This is a genomic window from Dorea acetigenes (assembly GCF_025567385.1).
Classification (GTDB): Bacteria; Bacillota; Clostridia; order Lachnospirales; family Lachnospiraceae; genus Claveliimonas; species Claveliimonas acetigenes.
The window spans coordinates 14,967-33,263 of the sequence record NZ_JAOQJU010000028.1; the positions used below are offsets into that span (position 1 = coordinate 14,967).

Here is an 18,297-nt window from a genome sequence, read left to right on the forward strand (position 1 = left end):
TATGGTTATTAACCACAGCTAAGGGCTTAGTTTATAATATGGAATTTGTTCAGAGCCAAGCTCCGAACTTTAGTCTGCAAGCCACCTGTTAATTGTTCCGTTACCCATAAACCACTGGATAACAAGAATAATGGCACTTGCTATGACTGTTATCAATTTGTTATCAAAAGACTAATCGAAATCGCTGAAACCCGCATAAACACTGGCTTTTTTAAGCAACTCGATTTATTCAAACTCTATCGTCCCCGGCGGCTTACTGGTCAAATCATAAAATACCCGATTAACCCCCTTCACCTCATTGATAATCCTGCTCATCACTTTCTGCAGTACTTCATAAGGCACCTCCGCCGCCTCGGCAGTCATAAAGTCAATGGTATTCACCGCACGAAGCGCCACCGCATAGTCATAGGTTCTCTCATCTCCCATAACACCCACGCTCCGCATATTCGTGAGCGCGGCAAAATACTGTCCGACCGTCTTATTCATCCCGGCAGCGTCCATCTCTTCACGGTAAATGGCGTCTGCGTCCTGAACGATCTTAACCTTTTCAGCAGTTACTTCTCCGATAATACGGATGCCGAGCCCCGGTCCCGGGAACGGCTGACGAAATACGAGATATTCCGGAATTCCCAGTTCCAGCCCGGCTTTTCTTACTTCGTCCTTGAACAAATCTCGAAGCGGCTCTATGATTTCTTTGAAATCTACATAATCTGGAAGTCCGCCTACGTTGTGATGAGATTTGATAACTGCAGATTCTCCGCCCAGTCCGCTTTCTACTACATCCGGGTAAATGGTTCCCTGCACGAGGAAGTCTACCGCTCCGATTTTCTTTGCCTCTTCTTCAAAAACCCGGATGAACTCTTCTCCGATAATCTTACGCTTCTTCTCCGGCTCTTCCACTCCCGCAAGTTTTCCATAGAAACGCTCCTGCGCATTGACGCGGATGAAGTTCAGGTTATAATTTCCTTCCGGGCCAAAAACTGCTTCTACTTCGTCTCCTTCGTTTTTGCGTAGAAGTCCGTGGTCTACAAATACACAGGTAAGCTGGTCGCCGACTGCTTTGGATAGCAGGACTGCTGCCACCGAGGAATCCACTCCACCGGACAAGGCGCAGAGCACCTTTCCTTTCCCGACTTTTTCACGAATCTGCCGCACAGATTCTTCGACAAAGGAGTCCATCCGCCAATCTCCGGCACATCCGCACACGCCAAGAACAAAGTTGGATAACATTTTCGTCCCCTCTGCCGTATGCAGAACTTCCGGGTGAAACTGGATGGCATATAATTTTTCTGCTTCATTCTCTGCCGCTGCCACCGGGCAGTCTGCTGTATGAGCTGTCCGTTCAAAGCCCGGCGCCACCTCAAAAATCGTATCAAAATGACTCATCCAGCAAATCGTCTCTTTTGAAACATTTTCAAATATTTTTGAATCTGCCTTATCGACGATTACTTTTGTTTTTCCATATTCTCTGACGTCTGCCCGGGAAACTCTGCCTCCCAATACATGCATCATAAGCTGTGCTCCATAACAAAGCCCCAGAACCGGAATGCCCAGTTTAAACAATTCCTTTGAATATGTCGGCGAATCCGCTTCATAGCAGCTATTCGGACCTCCGGTTAAAATAATTCCTTTCGGATTCATTTCCTTAATCTTCTCGAGACTGGTCTTATAAGAATATATCTCACAATATACATTACATTCACGGACGCGTCTTGCCACAAGCTGATTATACTGCCCGCCGAAATCTAACACTATGACTAATTCTCTTTTCACTTGTGCTCCTCCTTGTGTTTTTCATATCCCCTGCTGGCAGATTTTCCATCTCCAGATTATTTCAATTATAAAATAACACAAAGACATTTACAACCTATTTTATTCGATTCCTAAGAGATTTCTCAGTTCACTCATATTTAATATAACGGCATCAGCTCCGGCATCCTGAAATCGTTTGGTTGTGTCATGGATTTTTTCTTCTTTTTCGTTTGAATTCAGCTTTTCATATTCTATTTTCGTAAGTCCCATCTCGGAACTTCCTTCTACTACGCCTACCGTAAATACTCCTGCATTTTTCCCTTCTTTTATATCAGAAACCGTATCGCCTACTTTCATCACCCGCCCTACATTTCTAATCTTCAGAGCTTCCATATTTTTAAATATCATATAGGGATAGGGTCGGCCGGCATTTCCTACGGAATCGGGGCTAAACCAGGCGTCCGGTTCATATCCGTTTTCTTTTGCTTTTGGTACAACAATCCTCATCATAGCATCTGTATAACCGGTTGTTGATCCAATTTTGATTCCTTCTGTGCGTAAATCTTTTACCACATCCAGAACATATGGCTTCACCTCTGCAAACTGATCCAGAATGCCCATAAGCTTTGTTTCAAATAGATTATATAATTTATCTGTCTCTTCATTTTCCGGAAATACTCCGTACTTCTCTTTCCAAAGATTCCGGATTCTCGGCATTTCCAACATTGCCCTGATATGGTCGCGTTTTAACATCCCCATCGGTTCCCGGACTTCCTCCATTGTAGGTTCAATCCCGAAATGCCGAAATACTTCTACAAATGCCTGTACCGGGGCAAAACATCCATAATCGACGGTAGTCCCCGCCCAGTCAAATATCACCGCTTCCCATTTTTTCACCTTAGTTTCCTCCCATGTCCTTCTGTTCTAAAAACTCTTTTATCAGTTCCGCAACTTTCTGAATATCTTCTTTATAAATTTCTCCGATATTCCCAATGCGGAAAGTATCTGCTTCGGTTACTTTTCCCGGGTAGATGGCATATCCCCGTTCTTTCATGTAATCGTACATTTCCTGAAAGGAGAATCGATGATTCTCCGGGTAGAAAAAGGTTGTTATAATTGGTCCCTGATGCCTGCCGCCAATATACGGTCGAATTCCTAGTTCACCCAGTTTCGAGATTAATAAGCGGTTATTGTCCGCATATCGTCTGCTTCTTGCCGGGATTCCGCCTTCTTCTTCTAATTCCTTCAATGCCTGCGCAAATGCCAGTACGACATGGGTCGGGGATGTAAATCTCCATTTTCCGTCTTTATTCATAGTCTCCCACTGACTGTACAGATCCAGGGACAGACTTCTTGCCTTGCCTTTGCTTTGTATCAGCTTTTCTTTATTTGCAATAATAAATGAAAATCCCGGAACTCCCTGTATACATTTGTTTGCACTGCTAATGATAAAATCAATCCCCCATTCTTTCACCGGAATTTCCATTCCCCCAAAACTGCTCATGGCATCTACAATCATGGTAAGCCCTCGTTCCTGCACTACCTTTCCCACTGTCTCAACATCATTCAAAATTCCGGATGTAGTCTCACTATGTACCATCGCCACATGGGTGATTTCTTTATCCGCATCCAATATCCCGGCTATCTTCTGCGCATCCGGCACTTGATTATACATTTCCCTGTAAATCGTATAAGGTACCTTTGCATGTTCTGCAATTTCTTCCATCCGCTCTCCATATGCCCCATTCGCCACTATCAACAGCTTATTTTCATCCCCGACCACACTGGTAAGTACGGATTCAACCCCAAAGGTTCCGCTTCCCTGCATCAGAACCACCGTATATTCTTTTTCTGATACCTGAGCAAGTTCTAATAGTTTCTTCCGGATATCCAACGTAATCCTTTTGTAATCATCATCCCAGGTACAATGGTCAAACAACATTTCCTTCTTTACAGTATCTGTTGTTGTAAGCGGTCCCGGAGTCAGCAATTTGTACCCAAGACCACATTTTTCATTTTCAATATCCATCATTTTTAATATATCCTCTGCTTTCTTTTTCTTTTTAAACGAGAGCTATTGCGGTTTGCAGCTTTCAGACAATTCCTGGTGCTTTTTCAAAAGGTCTACCGTCAGCTTCTCTGAAAATACTTGTGGATTTCCGGAAACCTTTTCACCATCCACTTTCTCTCCTTCATAGATTGGTATCGGATAATATTTCAGAAGTTCTTCCCGGCCATTTTTAATCATACATTCTGCCATTTCCATCGCTTTTTTGTTCGTCGCATCGCCCTTATCTACTACGGCTAAAGACTCTGTCAGTGTAAAATTCCCTTCTTCCGGATCTACGTAATCAATAGGCAGCCCTTCTTCTTTATCTGCAACTGCCTGCTGCCGCAGCCCAAATCCAATTGCCACTTCACCGGCGCACACCAATTTCAGAGGACCAGAGCCGGATTCTTCAATATGATCGCCTGCATTTTTATAAATATCTGTCAGAATTTCTTTCGTTCCATCTTCTCCATATTCAGAAATCAATGCCTGAATCAGCAGCCATGCTGTAGAGGAAGAAGTAATATCCGTAACCGAAATCATCCCTGCATACTCCGGCTTCGCTAAATCCTTAATTGACGCAGGCATTTCCAGATTATTTTCCTCCATCATCTCAGTATTTACAATAATAGTTCCCTCCTGCATCGTAATCGGTGCACAGTAAGATGGATATTCATCTGTTGTATTTACATCAAAAGTAAGATCCTGAAACATTTCGTTTTCTTCCTGCGCGCTCTCTACATAAAAAGTGCTCATGGTTACCAAATCCGCCTCGATATCGCTTCCTTCTGCCAAAAGTTTCCCGCCCAGTTCCGATGTTCCAAACGTCTGGAAAATGTACTCTCCCTCGAATCCATTATTATCCAGCGCTGCTTTCATTGCTTCCACCGCTTCATCATCGGCATTGGAGTAAATGACTACTTGTTCATCTGTCCCGCCACTGCCTGAACAGCCTGACGTAAATAACATCGTTACCCCTAATACTCCTGCAAGCCCTGCAGATGCCACTCTTTTGATGCTTTTCATTTTTAATCCTTTCATTTTCTTCTTCTCCTTTTGTTCATGATATTTTCTATTTGCTAAAAACTGAAATACTGCTTTCGCAAGCAGATTTGTGAATAAAATCAGCAGCGACAATACAAACACTTCATTAAATTTATTATAGTACTGCAATTCCTTAATCTTTGTCGTGATTACCATTGTCCGGGCTCCCGCAATAAATACAACCGCACTGACTGTCACCATTGCATTTACAAAATAGTAACTAAACACTTCCAGGATTGTCGCCCTTGCATTTGGCGTTACTACACGGATAATCGTCTTCAGCCAGTTATCTCCCATCAACATTGCCGTAGTTTCCCACGAAGCATTCATCTTCGACAATGAATTTTTCATCATCAAATACGGTGTTGAGAAAAAATGAACCACATTGCAGATAATTAAAATTGCAAATGTACTTTGAAGGCTTGTTCCCGAAAAACAGAACAGAAATGCAAGTCCCAAAACCATTCCCGGGATCGTGTTCGTCACCAGAGCAATTCCTTCCACAACTTGTTTCAACTTTTTACTCACCGTACTTCTTGCTGTAACGATTGCACCGCCATAAGCAAGTAATGTACCAAAGACAGCCGTCAGCACAGCCACCAGAACAGAGTTTTTACACACCTCCAACAGCCCGGTATCTGAAAAGACACTACGAATATGCTCCGTTGAAAATTGCAGATTATACGGCCAATCCTTAACAAACGGTATTACAAAAATTACTGCAAATATGGACAGCACACACAGGCAAAATGACATACTCACCAGTCCGCAAAACCAATCTCTCGCCCTGTTCTTCCGGATTTCTATGACAGAAATCTTATGATATCGCACATTATATTTTTCCAATACATGCAGCACCACGATACTGACAACTGAAGGAATCAGCATGACCATCGCCACTACACTTCCTCGATTGAAATCCGGAACGCTGCCCAGCATCTGGCTGTAAAGCACGCTGGCAATTACCTCAAATTTTCCTCCCACAGACGCCGGAATCCCAAAGTCTGTAAAGCAAAGGAAAAAGGACTGTATAAAAGATGCCGCAATCGTCCCTGCCAGGGGGCGCAAAACAGTCATGATAAAGGTAGATAACCCGCTGTCGCCCATGATTTTTGACACTATACCAAACTTCTTGTCAATATACCCCATTGTGTTATAAACCAGCATAAATGAAATCGGCAGTGTATAAATTACATATCCCAACAGAAGCCCGTTAAATCCATAAATTTCAAATAACTGATGTCCAATCAGGCGGGTCAGTAATCCCTGTTTCCCAAAAGAATAGATAATTGCAAAACCATATGTCAGCGTGGGAAGCAGCATAGGAAGAACTGCTACCCCTCTAATCAGTATTTTCACCGGTTTCGGTACATTTGTATAATGGATGGTGTATGCCATTAAAAATGCTATCATCGTAGTAATTAATGCGCTGCTTCCTGCCACCAAAAAGCTATTACCAAGCGCCTTCAAAAAACCTTTTCCACTTAACACAGATACATAAAAATCAATGGTTGCGCCATCCGCGCCCCAGAAGGATTTCACTAACAGGCGAATAACCGGATATACCAAAAACAACAAAAAAATCAACGCAATTATCAGGAAAATTCCTTTAACTTCTCTATTTCCTGTTTTCTTCATCTCTATTTCCTCCTATGACACCAACACCTCTTGCATCATGCCAGGTACACGTTCTGTCCTCGGAACAGAAAATAAAGAATAAATATTATTTTTCTTAATTTCCAATTGACGCAGGATAAATTCCTGTACAAAATCATTTTCCGGTGTTTTTACAATCTCCTCCGGCTTTCCATACTGAGAAATATTCCCCTTATTGATAATCATAACATGATCGGAAAGTGTAAGCGCTTCTTCCGGATCATGCGTAACAATAATGGTAGTCAGATGAAACTCCCTGGCAATGGTACGGATTTTTTCCTTAATGGATTCTTTGATAACTCCATCTAAAGCGCTAAGCGGTTCATCTAACAGCAGAATCTTCGGCTTCATCACCAGCGTTCTTGCCAACGCTACCCTCTGCTTCTGCCCACCGGACAGCTGATCAATCTTTTTATTCAGATGTTCCCGAAGCCCCAAAAGCTCAATCAGATCGTCAACCTCTTCTTTGGAAGAAATATTGGGCTTATTCCGCAGACCATATGTAATATTATTTAATACATTCAGATTCGGAAACAGGGCGTAATCCTGAAATACAATATTGAATCCCCTCTTTTCCATCGCCGTATTCGTAATATCTTTTCCGTCAAACAGGATTTTGCCGCTGTCAGCATCTGTAATTCCCAAAATAAGATTTAACAGGGTTGTCTTTCCACATCCTGAAGGTCCTAATATAGAAACGATTTCTCCTTCTTCAATTTCCAGATTAATGTCATCCAGAATCGTGACTCCATCATATGTTTTCTTTACATGTTCTAATTTCAGCATCGAATCTTTCCTTTCTCATATTCATCTATCATCTGCCACGACTCAAATTGTACCAACCAAATTTTTCAAAAACAATCAAAGCCATTTCAAGATTAGGTTAGAGAAATGTAAAATCAGGCACCAAAAAACAGGATATATCTTTTGTAGTTTTTCTACAAAAGATATATCCTGTCTTCTTTCTTACTTATAAGCCTTATCCCGTATAATATGGCTGTTCTTATCCAGTTCTTTAGTTCGTTTCCAATAATTCTCAGCAATTATCCCCATATAAAGCATATCCACAATTACAATCTGTGTTGCTCTGGAAAAAATAGCATCTCCATAGAAATGCTGCTCCTGAGAGCCACATAAAAGCACATCACTCCATTTCCCAATCAACGATTTCTTAAAATTAGTAATAGCAATCGTCTTCGCTCCCACCTTCTTCGCCGTCTTCATTGCGTCCACGACATCCTTTGACTGCCCCGAATACGAGATTCCCACCGCCACATCCTCAGGCGTCATAGCTGCTGCTGTAATTCTCTGAATATAATAATCTTCATCATAGCGGCAGTCCATTCCCATATAAAGAAGCTTTGTCTGAAGATCCTTTGCCACTGCTGCCGAATTCTCCACACAATACAAATGAATACGCCTCGCTCCGGCAAGCATCTGCACCGCCGTTTTAAATTCCCCGGGCACAATACTTTTCTGCATATCTTCCAGCATCGCAACCGTGGTTGCTACAATTTGGGAAGGCACCTGCTCTATTCCTTCTAACTGTTCCAATTGATATCCATACATAATCTGTACATCCGGCTTTTCTCTTTGATATCTGTCAGCCGCCTCTTCAATCAGCCGATACCGGAACTGCCGGAAGCTCTGATAACCAAGCGCTTTTACAAAACGCACCACCGTAGGCTGGCTCACACCGCTTTGCTTTGCAAGCTTTTCCAGGGAAATCGTCCTGCATAACTCTCCACGTCCAAGAACAAAATCCGCCACCTTCTTCTCAGAATCCCGCAGCAAACTATATTTACTCCGGATTAAAAATCCCATCGTATCTTCAATCTGCATCTCTGCCTCCTGTAGAATTGTTACAGATCCAAGAAAACATCTTTGTAGTTTCCTTCCACATCCATTCGCTTCTATTCTACAAGAAATCGAAAAAAACCGCTGTTAAATCTTTGTAAAATATCTCCGGTCTCTTCTATCTCTTATGTTCCATATGTAAATACTTCTCCCGCGTAGCAAGTCCACCCCGTATGTGGCGCTCTGATTTGTTCACATCCAATACTTTCCGCGCCTGCGCCGCAAGTGCCGGGTTAATTCTCTGCAAGCGTTCAGTTACATCTTTATGTATGGTGCTCTTACTCACCCCAAACTGTTTCGCCGTCTGCCGCACTGTCGCTTTATGTTCAATAATATAATACGCTATTTCAACAGCCCTCTCCTCAATATAATCCTTCATAGAAAACCCCTGCATAGTTCATTTTTTACAATCTATGCAAGGGTTTTTGTATGTATGACAGGTATCGAATGAGCCAGGTATTGAAATGGATTTCCCAATCTCTTTCAAGCATTTTGCATTTAAAGCACCGTCTCTGAACATAGTTAAAGTCGATCATCTGCCCGGCCTAACCATTTTTCAATTAATACTTAACATCTGTATCTCCACCCATATTCTTTTTTCAGTCTCTCATAGATTTCAAACGCAACCGGACAGACCTCGATTACATCCAACACGCTGTAAAGGCTTGCCCATCTATCCGGCTGATCTGTATACGGATATTTCTTGCAGTTTTCAGGATACTCCCATGATACATCTTACAACAATTTCTACACCTGCCACAATCATTTTTATTTCTCTTTATATGGTCAATTTTTATATAATATATACCCATTATCAACGTAAGTATTTCTATTACACCTTAATTTCTATAATCCCGATAATGTCCTCATTACCAAATCTACATCTTTATTTTCAAGCTCCTGTATGATGTGCAAATATGTTTTCTGTGTGGTTGTCATACTCGCATGTCCAAGCCTTCTAGCCACACTTGCAATTGACACCCCTGCAAATAGTAACAGTGAAGCATGTGTATGTCGTAAACCATGAATTGAAATTTCAGAAATCCCACACGCTCTGCAATGCCTAGTAAGCACATCATTTACTGTTGAATTGTATATTTTTGATTCACCAACAAAAATGGGTTTATCTGGTGGAAGATTCCTAGTCAAAACCGAAAATTTCACTACTATCTGCCAGTCAATTTGGATTTTCCTAACCGACGATTTATTTTTTGTCGGTAAAAAACCTCCATTTCCTTTATAATCCCATGTTTTGCTGACGGACAAAGTTTGCCTCGCAAAATCAAAATCTTCCGGTGTAATCGCCAGCGCCTCCGAAAAACGCATCCCGGTTTTGGCAACTAAGAGAATAAACCAGTCCCAATTTGGTGTATCTTTAATATCAAGATCTGCAATCAATCTATGTAATTCAAATTGATTTAGATATTTGATTTTCTTTGTTTTGGGCGTCTTTCCTTTAATAATTGCCTTTCTAGTCGGATCTCGTGGAAGCAATCCTTCATCAACTGCATCAAGAATTGCGCCCTTCAATTGATGATGGAAATCCAATGTTGTCTGTCTTTCATGTTCTTTCGCATACTCATTTAAAAGCTGTTGATATGCGGTTCTCGTTAATTCAGAAACTTTTACTTCCGGGATCAATTTTTCTACCCATTTTTGTGTCATCAAATACTTTGCTAAAGTTGCTTCCCTTATCGCCCCCTTTTTATATACTTCAATCCACTGAGCATAATACTCACAAAATAACTCTGTTCTGTTCATATCGTTAAGCATAAGTTCCCTCTCTCTCCGAAATACTTACGCTGATATAAACCATTAAAAAGTAACTTTCAAATTATACAACCATTAAAAGCGGCTTTATTTCTTCATCCAAAAGTTTTTTTAACTCTGCCATCATTTTTTTATAATATTTAAACTTAGGAAGCGACTTTTCCTGAGATGCTTTATAGTTTGTATAATCTGCCGTCATTTTAATTGCACTTTCATTGGAAATTTCTCCGTTTTGATAGTGTGTTGCCGCATACATCACATCATCTTTAGAAGCATACCAAGTAATACAAAAATCAGAAATCACACGCTCGATACAATCCCTCTTCATATTTTCCACAATATTAAGAATGGACTGTCCCTTGTATTTTGTATCATCCGTTTCAATTTCTGCAATCAAATTCGACATAATATCTGCAACTTTTGGATTTTCTTTTCGCAAATCTCCTACATACTGTTTCACTTCATCAATTTTTTTCTGACGTTCTTCTGGCGTAACTTCTTCCGTTTCGTCAGAAGGTGTAACGATATTCTGAATCAGGTGAATAATATACTCATAATCAATCTTTGTATTGCTGTATGCCATCAGCTCATAGTCTTGATCAATTTCTGTATCATCTCCGCCGTCTTCCCCAGCTAAAATATCAGCTCCTTCTGCCTGTGCATCTTTAATTTCCTGTACTACATTTTTATAGTGTCCCACATAGTCATCATATTCTTCTTCAGAAATTTCATATTCTTCTAACATACTATCATCATATACAGTAAATGATTTTAACTGTGCAAACAAAGAGTCAAATGCCTGAAACATTTTTGCAAATATTTTCTTCTCATTCAAAGACAGAGAGGGAATTACTTCCGGTTTTTCAGCAGAAACACGAAGTGCGGCAAGCGCTTTCCGAAAAGCGGGCTCTACCTCATTCCATTCTGCCATAAGCGCCTCTTTTGTTCCACCGGCAGAATATAGTTTTACTGCATTATCAACTGCCTCCTTGAAAAGAACCGGCGCCTGAAATGTAACGATCTGTCCATATGTTTTATTCTTATCAAAAATTCGATTTGTTCTTGAAAATGCCTGTATCAGATCATGTGGCCCCATCGGCTGTCTGTCCATAAAAATCGTAGACATACAAGGAGCGTCGAAACCGGTCAATAATCGATCTACCACAATCACTAAATCCAGCTGTTCATTTCTACTTTCATATTTGGAACCTTTTCTTGCGAGACGTTTATTCAAGTTTCCATTATATCCCTGTATCTGAGACAATTCATATTTCGTACCAAACATTCCATTATAATCATCCAACGATTTTTGCATCTTCTCCTGATTGACCTGAGAACCTTCTTCATTTTCTGTTACAGAATAGGTGATTGCAAATTTCGGGAAATCCGGCAAAACCTGTTTGATTCGCTCATCAATTATGAGATCCGTTTCTCCATTTTTTACCCTAGATAATAATTCGTAATACTGCTGTGCTCTTTGAATCGAACTTGTAGTAAGCAATCCCTCGTAAGTCTGTCCTTTTCCATTTTGAAAACCCAGTTTATGATAGGACTTATTCAAAATAATATCCAATACCTTTAACATATGTGTTTCGCTGTCATATACGCTGCTGTCCGTTTCATCCTCTATATCTTTCGGTCCATTATGCTCTACCTGAAATCCGAGTACTGCCTTATCATGGATTGCATTTTGAATTGTATACTTGTGAAGACGTTCCCCATATAAATCTTCCGTTGTTCTTGGAAGATCTCCCTTCTGCGGATATGGATTTTCTGCAAATCTTGGCGTACCCGTAAATCCATACCACAAAGACCGGTAGAAAAACCGCTCCAACTCTCTTTTTGTTCCCGGACTAACCGCACGATGACACTCATCCACAACAAATGCAATCCTGAGATTCTTAATTTTTTGACATTCCGGCGTGCCGTCCTTTAATCTCTTTGCGATTAAAATTTGCAGTTTCTGAATGGTAGTAACAATTACTTGTCTATCATCCGATTTTAATTTTTTCTTTAAATCATTTACATTGTCCGTTTCATCCACATCTACCAAATCATTATTTGCATAAGCCTGAAATGCCATAGTTGTCTGTGTATCCAAATCTTTACGGTCTATCAGGAAAATCGCTTTGTCAATGGACGGAATATCCATCAATAGATTTCTGGTTGCTTTATAAGACGTCAGTGTTTTTCCAGAACCTGTTGTATGCCATACAAATCCTGATTTTCCCTGTTTTGATGCTTCTCTGATTGCCTCGATTGCATGAATCTGATATGGACGCAACAATATCAACCGTTTTGCATCTTCATTTAATACTGTGTATCTCGAGATCATTTCATGTGCTTCTGGAATACGTAGTACATTCTTAGCAAAATCAAGATAATCTGGCACCGGATTATTATCACGATCCAGCCATCCGCTAATGAACTTAGGATTTAATTCTGTATCACTGGCAGCCGAAAAATATTTTGTATCAACTCCATTACTGATTACAAACATCTGCACCGCCGAAAAAATCCCGGTAAATTTTCCTTCTCCAATATATTTTTTAATCTGCCAGAACCCATCCATATATGAGTGCTGCTTATTTTTCAATTCTATATGGATCATCGGAAGACCATTAATCATCAATGTCACATCGAATCGTCTATCTCTTCCCGGGGTCGCTTTCTCATCTTCAGACTTCAGCGCGCTATATTGATTAATCACCTCATAAACACTGCTGCCACCAGCAATATGTTCATGATTCATCACTACAAGATGTAAGCGCTCGGTATCACGCTGTACATGAACCTGCACCTTTCCATTTTCTCCAACCAGCCACTCCCCCGCTTTATAAAATGATGAAAATTGTAACTGATTTTTTACCTGTTCAAATTCTGCATCAGATAAATTCTCTCCATTTAAACGATCTTTATTATTTTGCTCCAAAATGTACTTGAAATTTTTCCATAAATCTTCTTCCGTCTTTAAATCTTCTCTATATGTCCATTGAGAATCTCCATAAACCAGCTCTTCAATCAACTTTTTCTCTATCACAGCCTCTAATTCTGGCATAATATTTCCCTCCTTTGTTTACAGTTTATCCCTCACCATCATTAACGAATATCCCAATAGATTCTGCCCTTTCCATTTCTTCAAATCCAGCCTGTCAGGATTTCCCATAGATAATCCAATTCCCCATATATGATCATTCACAGCACACTCTGCAATAATACGGTTCCCGGTATCAAGCAACCGCTCCCTCAACCCATCATTTTGTAAAAATTTTGCTAAAAGCCCCTCGTAAACCACCACTTGTCTAATTCCGCTCCAATAATGATCGCTATATCCTGTCACAAGTCGTCCTAATTCTTTTATACGAGCGGTATCATCTATTCCGAGAATCTGTTCTGCAATCTTATCATCCCCGAAACAGGTTGCCTTTTTATACATCATATACTGTTCCATTGAAGAAAAAACAATTTTATCCACGCAAAACTGCGATAAATACCAATTACTCAGATATCCATTCTCTTCATTTGGATTGTGAAAACATACAACGTCCACCCTAAATCTCACCAACCTTTTTTACCGCCAACTCTAATTCCAAATCATGAAGTCCATAATATGCTTTCGCAAGAAATCTAACAGGAATCCTTTCGACTATTTCCGAACTGGGCATATTGTAATACCATTGATAATATGCATAAAATTCGCCTATCCAATCTGGCATAAATCCTTCCAATGCTATTCCTTGTTTTCCTTCATATTTCTCAGTACTTGAAAAATATCTCCATAACTCCTGAGCATCCATCGTAGCAACATAGGCTTTTGCTTCATCAATACTCTTTCTTGTTTTACTTTTCATATATATCTGAATAAAATCTTCCGTATCTTTTTCCGGAAATTTTTGAGCATAAAAATCAAATAATTTTCCCTGACTTTCAACCACTTCACTCAAATAGGCTTCCGCATACGCCCGCATCTCAATCACCTCACATCAATGTACTAAACACATTCATTACTTTATTCCGGTCAGAATCAATCAATTCTTTCATTTTTCTTCTAGCTGTAATATCCCTCTTATTATATTTTTCATTAAAAGCCTCAAACTCTACTGTAGAAAGTTCTTCTCCCACTTCGTAGAGTTGTGAATATGCTAATTCAGACTTTATACAATACTGAATTCCCAAGTCTCCCAACAAAAGAAGTTCCTCCAATATCTCCACATCTATTTCATCTCTTACAAACGCTTTCGCTATATAAAAGTAAGAAGCATTAGCCCGCCATCCCTTTATCACATCATATTCTTTTGTCTCAATACCATATTTCTCAATAAATTTCTTCGATAACATTCTATATCTTTTAGAGTCAGCCACCTCTCTATGTTTCATTAATTCCGCAAGCCACGACAAAATATTTTCACTTTGAAAATCTAATATCTTCAAACCATCTATCTCTAATTCATATTTATGCACCCAGCCATTTGCCTCATCTGGCCTACATACCGCTCACTCTTTTGCAAGCTCTATGTTTTCCGTTAAATAAAAGCCTTTTCCATAATCATGTCGATCTTCACCACGTCCATATTCTGGCGCCATTTCCTTATTAGGGCTCCCATGAAATAATACAATTTTTCCCATATGTACTGTTCTCCTAAACAAATATTTTTTCAAGCATAGATTTTTTGATGTTTTTCAATATTTTTAACTTCCGCTGGTGAAGAGTGATGAGGCGGTCCAAACTTCTAAAATAGTCTCCAATTTGTTTCTGTTCTCCATAAAATGGACAGAAAATCGGAATCTTTTTGCAGGTTTCTTTATTAAGTTTGGGCATTGCCATACCTGTATTAAATTGAGTATAATCTTTTCTCTCTAACGAATTACAAATGAAGTTATTCTCATATTCTTCTTTTGTACGAAGAACATGAGCATGGTTATTAACCCAGTATTTTCCGGATGCCAAGAAACAAACCGGATAATTCCTGTCGGTAATATTTGCACCATCTTCACTCAACAAAATCAATTCCTCATTAAACAAATACCCATCTACATAATCAACAATTCCCGAAGCTCCATAATATGGATATGGCCCTGCAACACGTTTTACTCCTTCTAATGGTTTTCTTACTGTATCAAGAAATTCAACGACATCCCCCAACTTACGCTGTTCCCAATCTTCTGTAAAACCTTTAAATCGAATTTTCGGTTTTCCCATATTTATCACCCCTCAATCATTCTAATAAGGTCATTTATAGACAACATAATATCTTGATCAGAAGATGTTAATTCTTTTAAGCACGATAGCACTTCGCTTTGTGCTTTTTTAATTTCGTCGTCAGTCTGCTTCATCTCTGTCAAAAGTTCTTTTAAATCAATCTCCTCTTCTTTTTCAAAGTTATCCACATACCTTGGAATATTAAGATTGAAATCGTTCTTTTCAATATCTTCAAAGCTGGCGAGATAAGATTCTTTATCTACCGTTTCTCGCTTATGATACAAATTTACAATGGCATCTATATGCTCGTCTGTCATTGTATTTTGTTTTTTACCTTTTTCAAATTTTTTTGAAGCATCTATAAACAAGACGTCCCTTCCGTCTCTGTGTTTCTTTAATACAACAATACAAGTTGGTATGGATGTATTATAAAATAAATTTGCAGGCAGCCCAATTACTGCATAAATATTTCCGGAACGTAATAATTTTTCTCGAATTTTTCCTTCTGCGGCTCCCCTAAATAGCACACCATGCGGTAATACGATTGCCATTGTTCCATTATTTTTCAGGTGATACAGGCCATGCAACAGAAACGCATAATCAGCTTTTGACTTCGGCGCCAAAACTCCATAATCACTAAACCGCTCATCTTGTAGGAAACCAGCCGTTGCACTCCATTTTGCTGAATATGGCGGATTCATCAGTACCATATTAAAATCCGTTTCTTCTTCCGTTGGCCAGTCACTATCTAAAGTATCACCATTTCTCAATTTTTGATTTTCCGGTGCAATACCATGTAAAAACATGTTCATGCGTGCCAAATTATATGTAGATGTCATTAATTCTTGTCCGTAATATTTAATATAATTCGGCTCAAGTGCATATTTTTTTGCATTTAGTAGAAGAGAGCCTGAACCCATACATGGATCATAAACGGACAACCCCTTTTTGCTTTCCTGCCCAGAAATGGCAATTCTGGTTAATATTTTGGAAACAGCCTGCGGTGTATAAAATTCACCGGCTTTCTTTCCCGTTTCAGAGGCGAATTGACCAATCAAATACTCATAAGCGTTTCCCAACACATCTGTATCAGTATTCAGCAAATCTGCCTTATCAATTTCTTTTAACAGACTGGCAATTGTGTCACTTTGCTTTTGATCACCCGTTCCCAAACGATTAGAATACAAATCAATATCTGTAAATAAATCTGCAAATAATGGATCACTTTGTTCGATATTATTAAATGCCTTTTGTAATTGCTCGCGATTAAAAGAATTATTTCGCGCTGCCTCCGCAAAATTTGTGTAAGTTAATTCCGGCTCAATCACATAATGGCAGGATGATTTTATCTCGTCTTTCAATTCTTCTGCACTTTCATCTTTCAAAGCCTCAATATATGCATCCAAAGCAACCTTTAAGGTTTCTGGTCTTTCATCATAAATCAAGTCATAGACCTTTATTAAAAAGGAATCTGATAAATACTTATAAAAAACAATTCCTAAAAGATAGTCTTTATATTCATTTGCATCCATTTTTGAACGTAATATATCTGCTCCGCTCCATAATACACTAATCAAATCTTTACTGCTTTCCTGTTCCGCCATTTAATTATCCTCCGTTTACTCGTATCTATAAAAATACTTTAGACAATATTTCTACATTTCATTTTAACCGATTTTTATCCACAACTCAATGAGTAATAGAAAAAGACCAGAATCCCCAAAACGCAGCAACTTCATCTGGCGTTTCCGGGCAAAGCACTGTTATAATAGAAGAAATTGTGCTTATTTTTACAGGCAGCCGAACTGATGGCAGAATGGAGTGGAATATGAAAGTCGTAATTGCAATGGATTCATTTAAAGGAAGTTTAAGTTCTATAAATGCAGGAAATGCAGCAAAAGCAGGGATTGAACGGGTATGTAATGCTGAAATCATCGTAAAGCCTCTTGCTGACGGAGGCGAAGGGACAACTGATGCGCTGATAGAAGGTCTCGGCGGTGAATATGTGACTTTAAGCGTTACCGGGCCGCTCGGTGAAAAAACGACAGCAAAATATGGTATACTCAGCGACAAAAAAACTGCCGTTATGGAGATTGCAGAAGCCGCTGGCATCGTACTTGCCAAGCGTCAGGGACTAAATCCTTTGAAAGCGACTACTTACGGCGTCGGTGAAATGATATTGGACGGCATATGCCGTGGATGCCGGGAATTTATCATTGGAATCGGGGGGAGCGCTACAAGCGAAGGCGGTGTCGGAATGCTTCAGGCATTGGGCTATGAGATTCTGGATGATAAAGGCTTTCCCATAAAGCCCGGACTTCAGAATCTGGAAAAAATCGCTTCCATCAACAGCAAAAATGTACCAAAGGAGCTTTCGCAGTGTCACTTCCGCATTGCCTGTGATGTCACGAACCCTTTGTGCGGTGAACAGGGCGCTGTCTATGTATACGGTCCGCAAAAGGGAATCTTTGAAGAAGAGCTTCCGTTTTTTGATGAGAAAATAAAGTATTTTGCAGATAAAACATTAGAATACACCGGCCGCGATTGCCGGATGACAAAAGGTGCTGGAGCCGCCGGCGGTCTCGGATTTGCCTTTTTAAGTTATCTGCCGAATGTAGAACTCCAATCCGGCATTCATATTGTTCTTGAAGCTGTAGGACTGGAGCAGGACATTAGAGACGCAGATTGGGTTCTTACCGGAGAGGGCAGCCTGGATTCTCAGACTGCCATGGGGAAAGCTCCCGTGGGCGTAGCCAGGCTTGCGAAGAAATACGGTGTGAAAGTACTGGCTTTTGCCGGTGGGATAGAAAAGGATGCCGTGGAATGCAACACCGCCGGAATTGACGCTTTCTTCCCTATTGTCCGTGGCATAACCACACTGGAAAAGGCGATGGAGCCTTCCAACGCAAGTGAAAATATGGCTCTTGCCACTGAACAGGTCTTCCGTCTGATAACCCTTTTGTAAACC

General features: G+C 40.0%; 14 protein-coding genes and 1 pseudogene. 1 reads left to right on the forward strand and 14 read right to left on the reverse strand.

Going from position 1 to position 18,297, the window contains the following annotated elements; translation table 11 throughout:
• Positions 1 to 225 precede the first annotated feature (225 nt).
• From guaA to OCV99_RS15290, 14 genes and pseudogenes are all read right to left on the reverse strand, one after another.
• On the reverse strand, positions 226 to 1,773 hold the full coding sequence (gene guaA, locus OCV99_RS15225; protein ID WP_158371665.1) for a glutamine-hydrolyzing GMP synthase: 1,548 nt from the start codon (positions 1,771 to 1,773) through the stop codon (positions 226 to 228).
• A gap of 99 nt (positions 1,774 to 1,872) precedes the next feature.
• A complete protein-coding gene (gene phnX / locus OCV99_RS15230) occupies positions 1,873 to 2,649 on the reverse strand; it encodes a phosphonoacetaldehyde hydrolase (RefSeq protein ID WP_158371667.1) in 777 nt (258 codons plus the stop codon).
• A 1-nt stretch (position 2,650) separates the two neighbouring features.
• Positions 2,651 to 3,784: a 2-aminoethylphosphonate--pyruvate transaminase gene (phnW, locus tag OCV99_RS15235; protein ID WP_227192981.1), complete on the reverse strand. Its 1,134-nt coding sequence runs from the start codon at positions 3,782 to 3,784 to the stop codon at positions 2,651 to 2,653.
• 42 nt (positions 3,785 to 3,826) lie between these two features.
• Entirely contained in the window at positions 3,827 to 6,484 is a 2,658-nt protein-coding gene (locus tag OCV99_RS15240; protein ID WP_158371669.1) for an extracellular solute-binding protein, read from the reverse strand.
• A gap of 12 nt (positions 6,485 to 6,496) precedes the next feature.
• Entirely contained in the window at positions 6,497 to 7,288 is a 792-nt protein-coding gene (locus OCV99_RS15245) for an ABC transporter ATP-binding protein (RefSeq protein WP_158371671.1), read from the reverse strand.
• Positions 7,289 to 7,468: 180 nt separating this feature from the next.
• A complete protein-coding gene (locus OCV99_RS15250; RefSeq protein ID WP_158371673.1) occupies positions 7,469 to 8,344 on the reverse strand; it encodes a MurR/RpiR family transcriptional regulator in 876 nt (291 codons plus the stop codon).
• A 133-nt stretch (positions 8,345 to 8,477) separates the two neighbouring features.
• Positions 8,478 to 8,738: a sporulation transcriptional regulator SpoIIID gene (gene spoIIID, locus OCV99_RS15255; protein WP_158371675.1), complete on the reverse strand. Its 261-nt coding sequence runs from the start codon at positions 8,736 to 8,738 to the stop codon at positions 8,478 to 8,480.
• A gap of 467 nt (positions 8,739 to 9,205) precedes the next feature.
• Positions 9,206 to 10,132 carry a site-specific integrase gene (locus OCV99_RS15260; RefSeq protein ID WP_158371677.1) on the reverse strand — a complete coding sequence of 309 codons (927 nt, stop codon included), beginning with the start codon at positions 10,130 to 10,132 and terminating at the stop codon, positions 9,206 to 9,208.
• A gap of 61 nt (positions 10,133 to 10,193) precedes the next feature.
• Positions 10,194 to 13,187, reverse strand: coding sequence for a type I restriction endonuclease subunit R (locus OCV99_RS15265; RefSeq protein ID WP_158371679.1), 2,994 nt, complete (start codon positions 13,185 to 13,187; stop codon positions 10,194 to 10,196).
• Between the two features lie 18 nt (positions 13,188 to 13,205).
• Positions 13,206 to 13,679: an NADAR family protein gene (locus OCV99_RS15270; RefSeq protein WP_158371681.1), complete on the reverse strand. Its 474-nt coding sequence runs from the start codon at positions 13,677 to 13,679 to the stop codon at positions 13,206 to 13,208.
• Between the two features lies 1 nt (position 13,680).
• On the reverse strand, positions 13,681 to 14,064 hold the full coding sequence (locus OCV99_RS15275; RefSeq protein ID WP_334307881.1) for a hypothetical protein: 384 nt from the start codon (positions 14,062 to 14,064) through the stop codon (positions 13,681 to 13,683).
• A gap of 43 nt (positions 14,065 to 14,107) precedes the next feature.
• Positions 14,108 to 14,755 (reverse strand): annotated as a pseudogene (locus OCV99_RS15280) (DUF3990 domain-containing protein).
• Between the two features lie 13 nt (positions 14,756 to 14,768).
• On the reverse strand, positions 14,769 to 15,329 hold the full coding sequence (locus OCV99_RS15285; RefSeq protein ID WP_158371685.1) for a restriction endonuclease subunit S: 561 nt from the start codon (positions 15,327 to 15,329) through the stop codon (positions 14,769 to 14,771).
• 5 nt (positions 15,330 to 15,334) lie between these two features.
• Positions 15,335 to 16,933, reverse strand: coding sequence for a type I restriction-modification system subunit M (locus tag OCV99_RS15290; RefSeq protein ID WP_158371687.1), 1,599 nt, complete (start codon positions 16,931 to 16,933; stop codon positions 15,335 to 15,337).
• A gap of 224 nt (positions 16,934 to 17,157) precedes the next feature.
• Here OCV99_RS15290 and OCV99_RS15295 point away from each other — a divergent pair, with 224 nt between their 5' ends.
• Positions 17,158 to 18,294, forward strand: a complete 1,137-nt coding sequence (locus OCV99_RS15295) for a glycerate kinase family protein (RefSeq protein ID WP_158371689.1) — start codon at positions 17,158 to 17,160, stop codon at positions 18,292 to 18,294.
• The last annotated feature ends 3 nt before the right edge of the window (positions 18,295 to 18,297 follow it).

Bases quoted from the DNA above. Each gene is read 5' to 3' on its own strand.
- phnW (WP_227192981.1), bottom strand. From the start codon at position 3,784: ATGATGGATATTGAAAATGAAAAATGTGGTCTTGGGTACAAATTGCTG.
- OCV99_RS15240 (WP_158371669.1), bottom strand. From the start codon at position 6,484: ATGAAGAAAACAGGAAATAGAGAAGTTAAAGGAATTTTCCTGATAATT.
- OCV99_RS15245 (WP_158371671.1), bottom strand. From the start codon at position 7,288: ATGCTGAAATTAGAACATGTAAAGAAAACATATGATGGAGTCACGATT.
- OCV99_RS15250 (WP_158371673.1), bottom strand. From the start codon at position 8,344: ATGCAGATTGAAGATACGATGGGATTTTTAATCCGGAGTAAATATAGT.
- spoIIID (WP_158371675.1), bottom strand. From the start codon at position 8,738: ATGAAGGATTATATTGAGGAGAGGGCTGTTGAAATAGCGTATTATATT.
- OCV99_RS15260 (WP_158371677.1), bottom strand. From the start codon at position 10,132: ATGCTTAACGATATGAACAGAACAGAGTTATTTTGTGAGTATTATGCT.
- OCV99_RS15265 (WP_158371679.1), bottom strand. From the start codon at position 13,187: ATGCCAGAATTAGAGGCTGTGATAGAGAAAAAGTTGATTGAAGAGCTG.
- OCV99_RS15285 (WP_158371685.1), bottom strand. From the start codon at position 15,329: ATGGGAAAACCGAAAATTCGATTTAAAGGTTTTACAGAAGATTGGGAA.
- OCV99_RS15290 (WP_158371687.1), bottom strand. From the start codon at position 16,933: ATGGCGGAACAGGAAAGCAGTAAAGATTTGATTAGTGTATTATGGAGC.
- OCV99_RS15295 (WP_158371689.1), top strand. From the start codon at position 17,158: ATGAAAGTCGTAATTGCAATGGATTCATTTAAAGGAAGTTTAAGTTCT.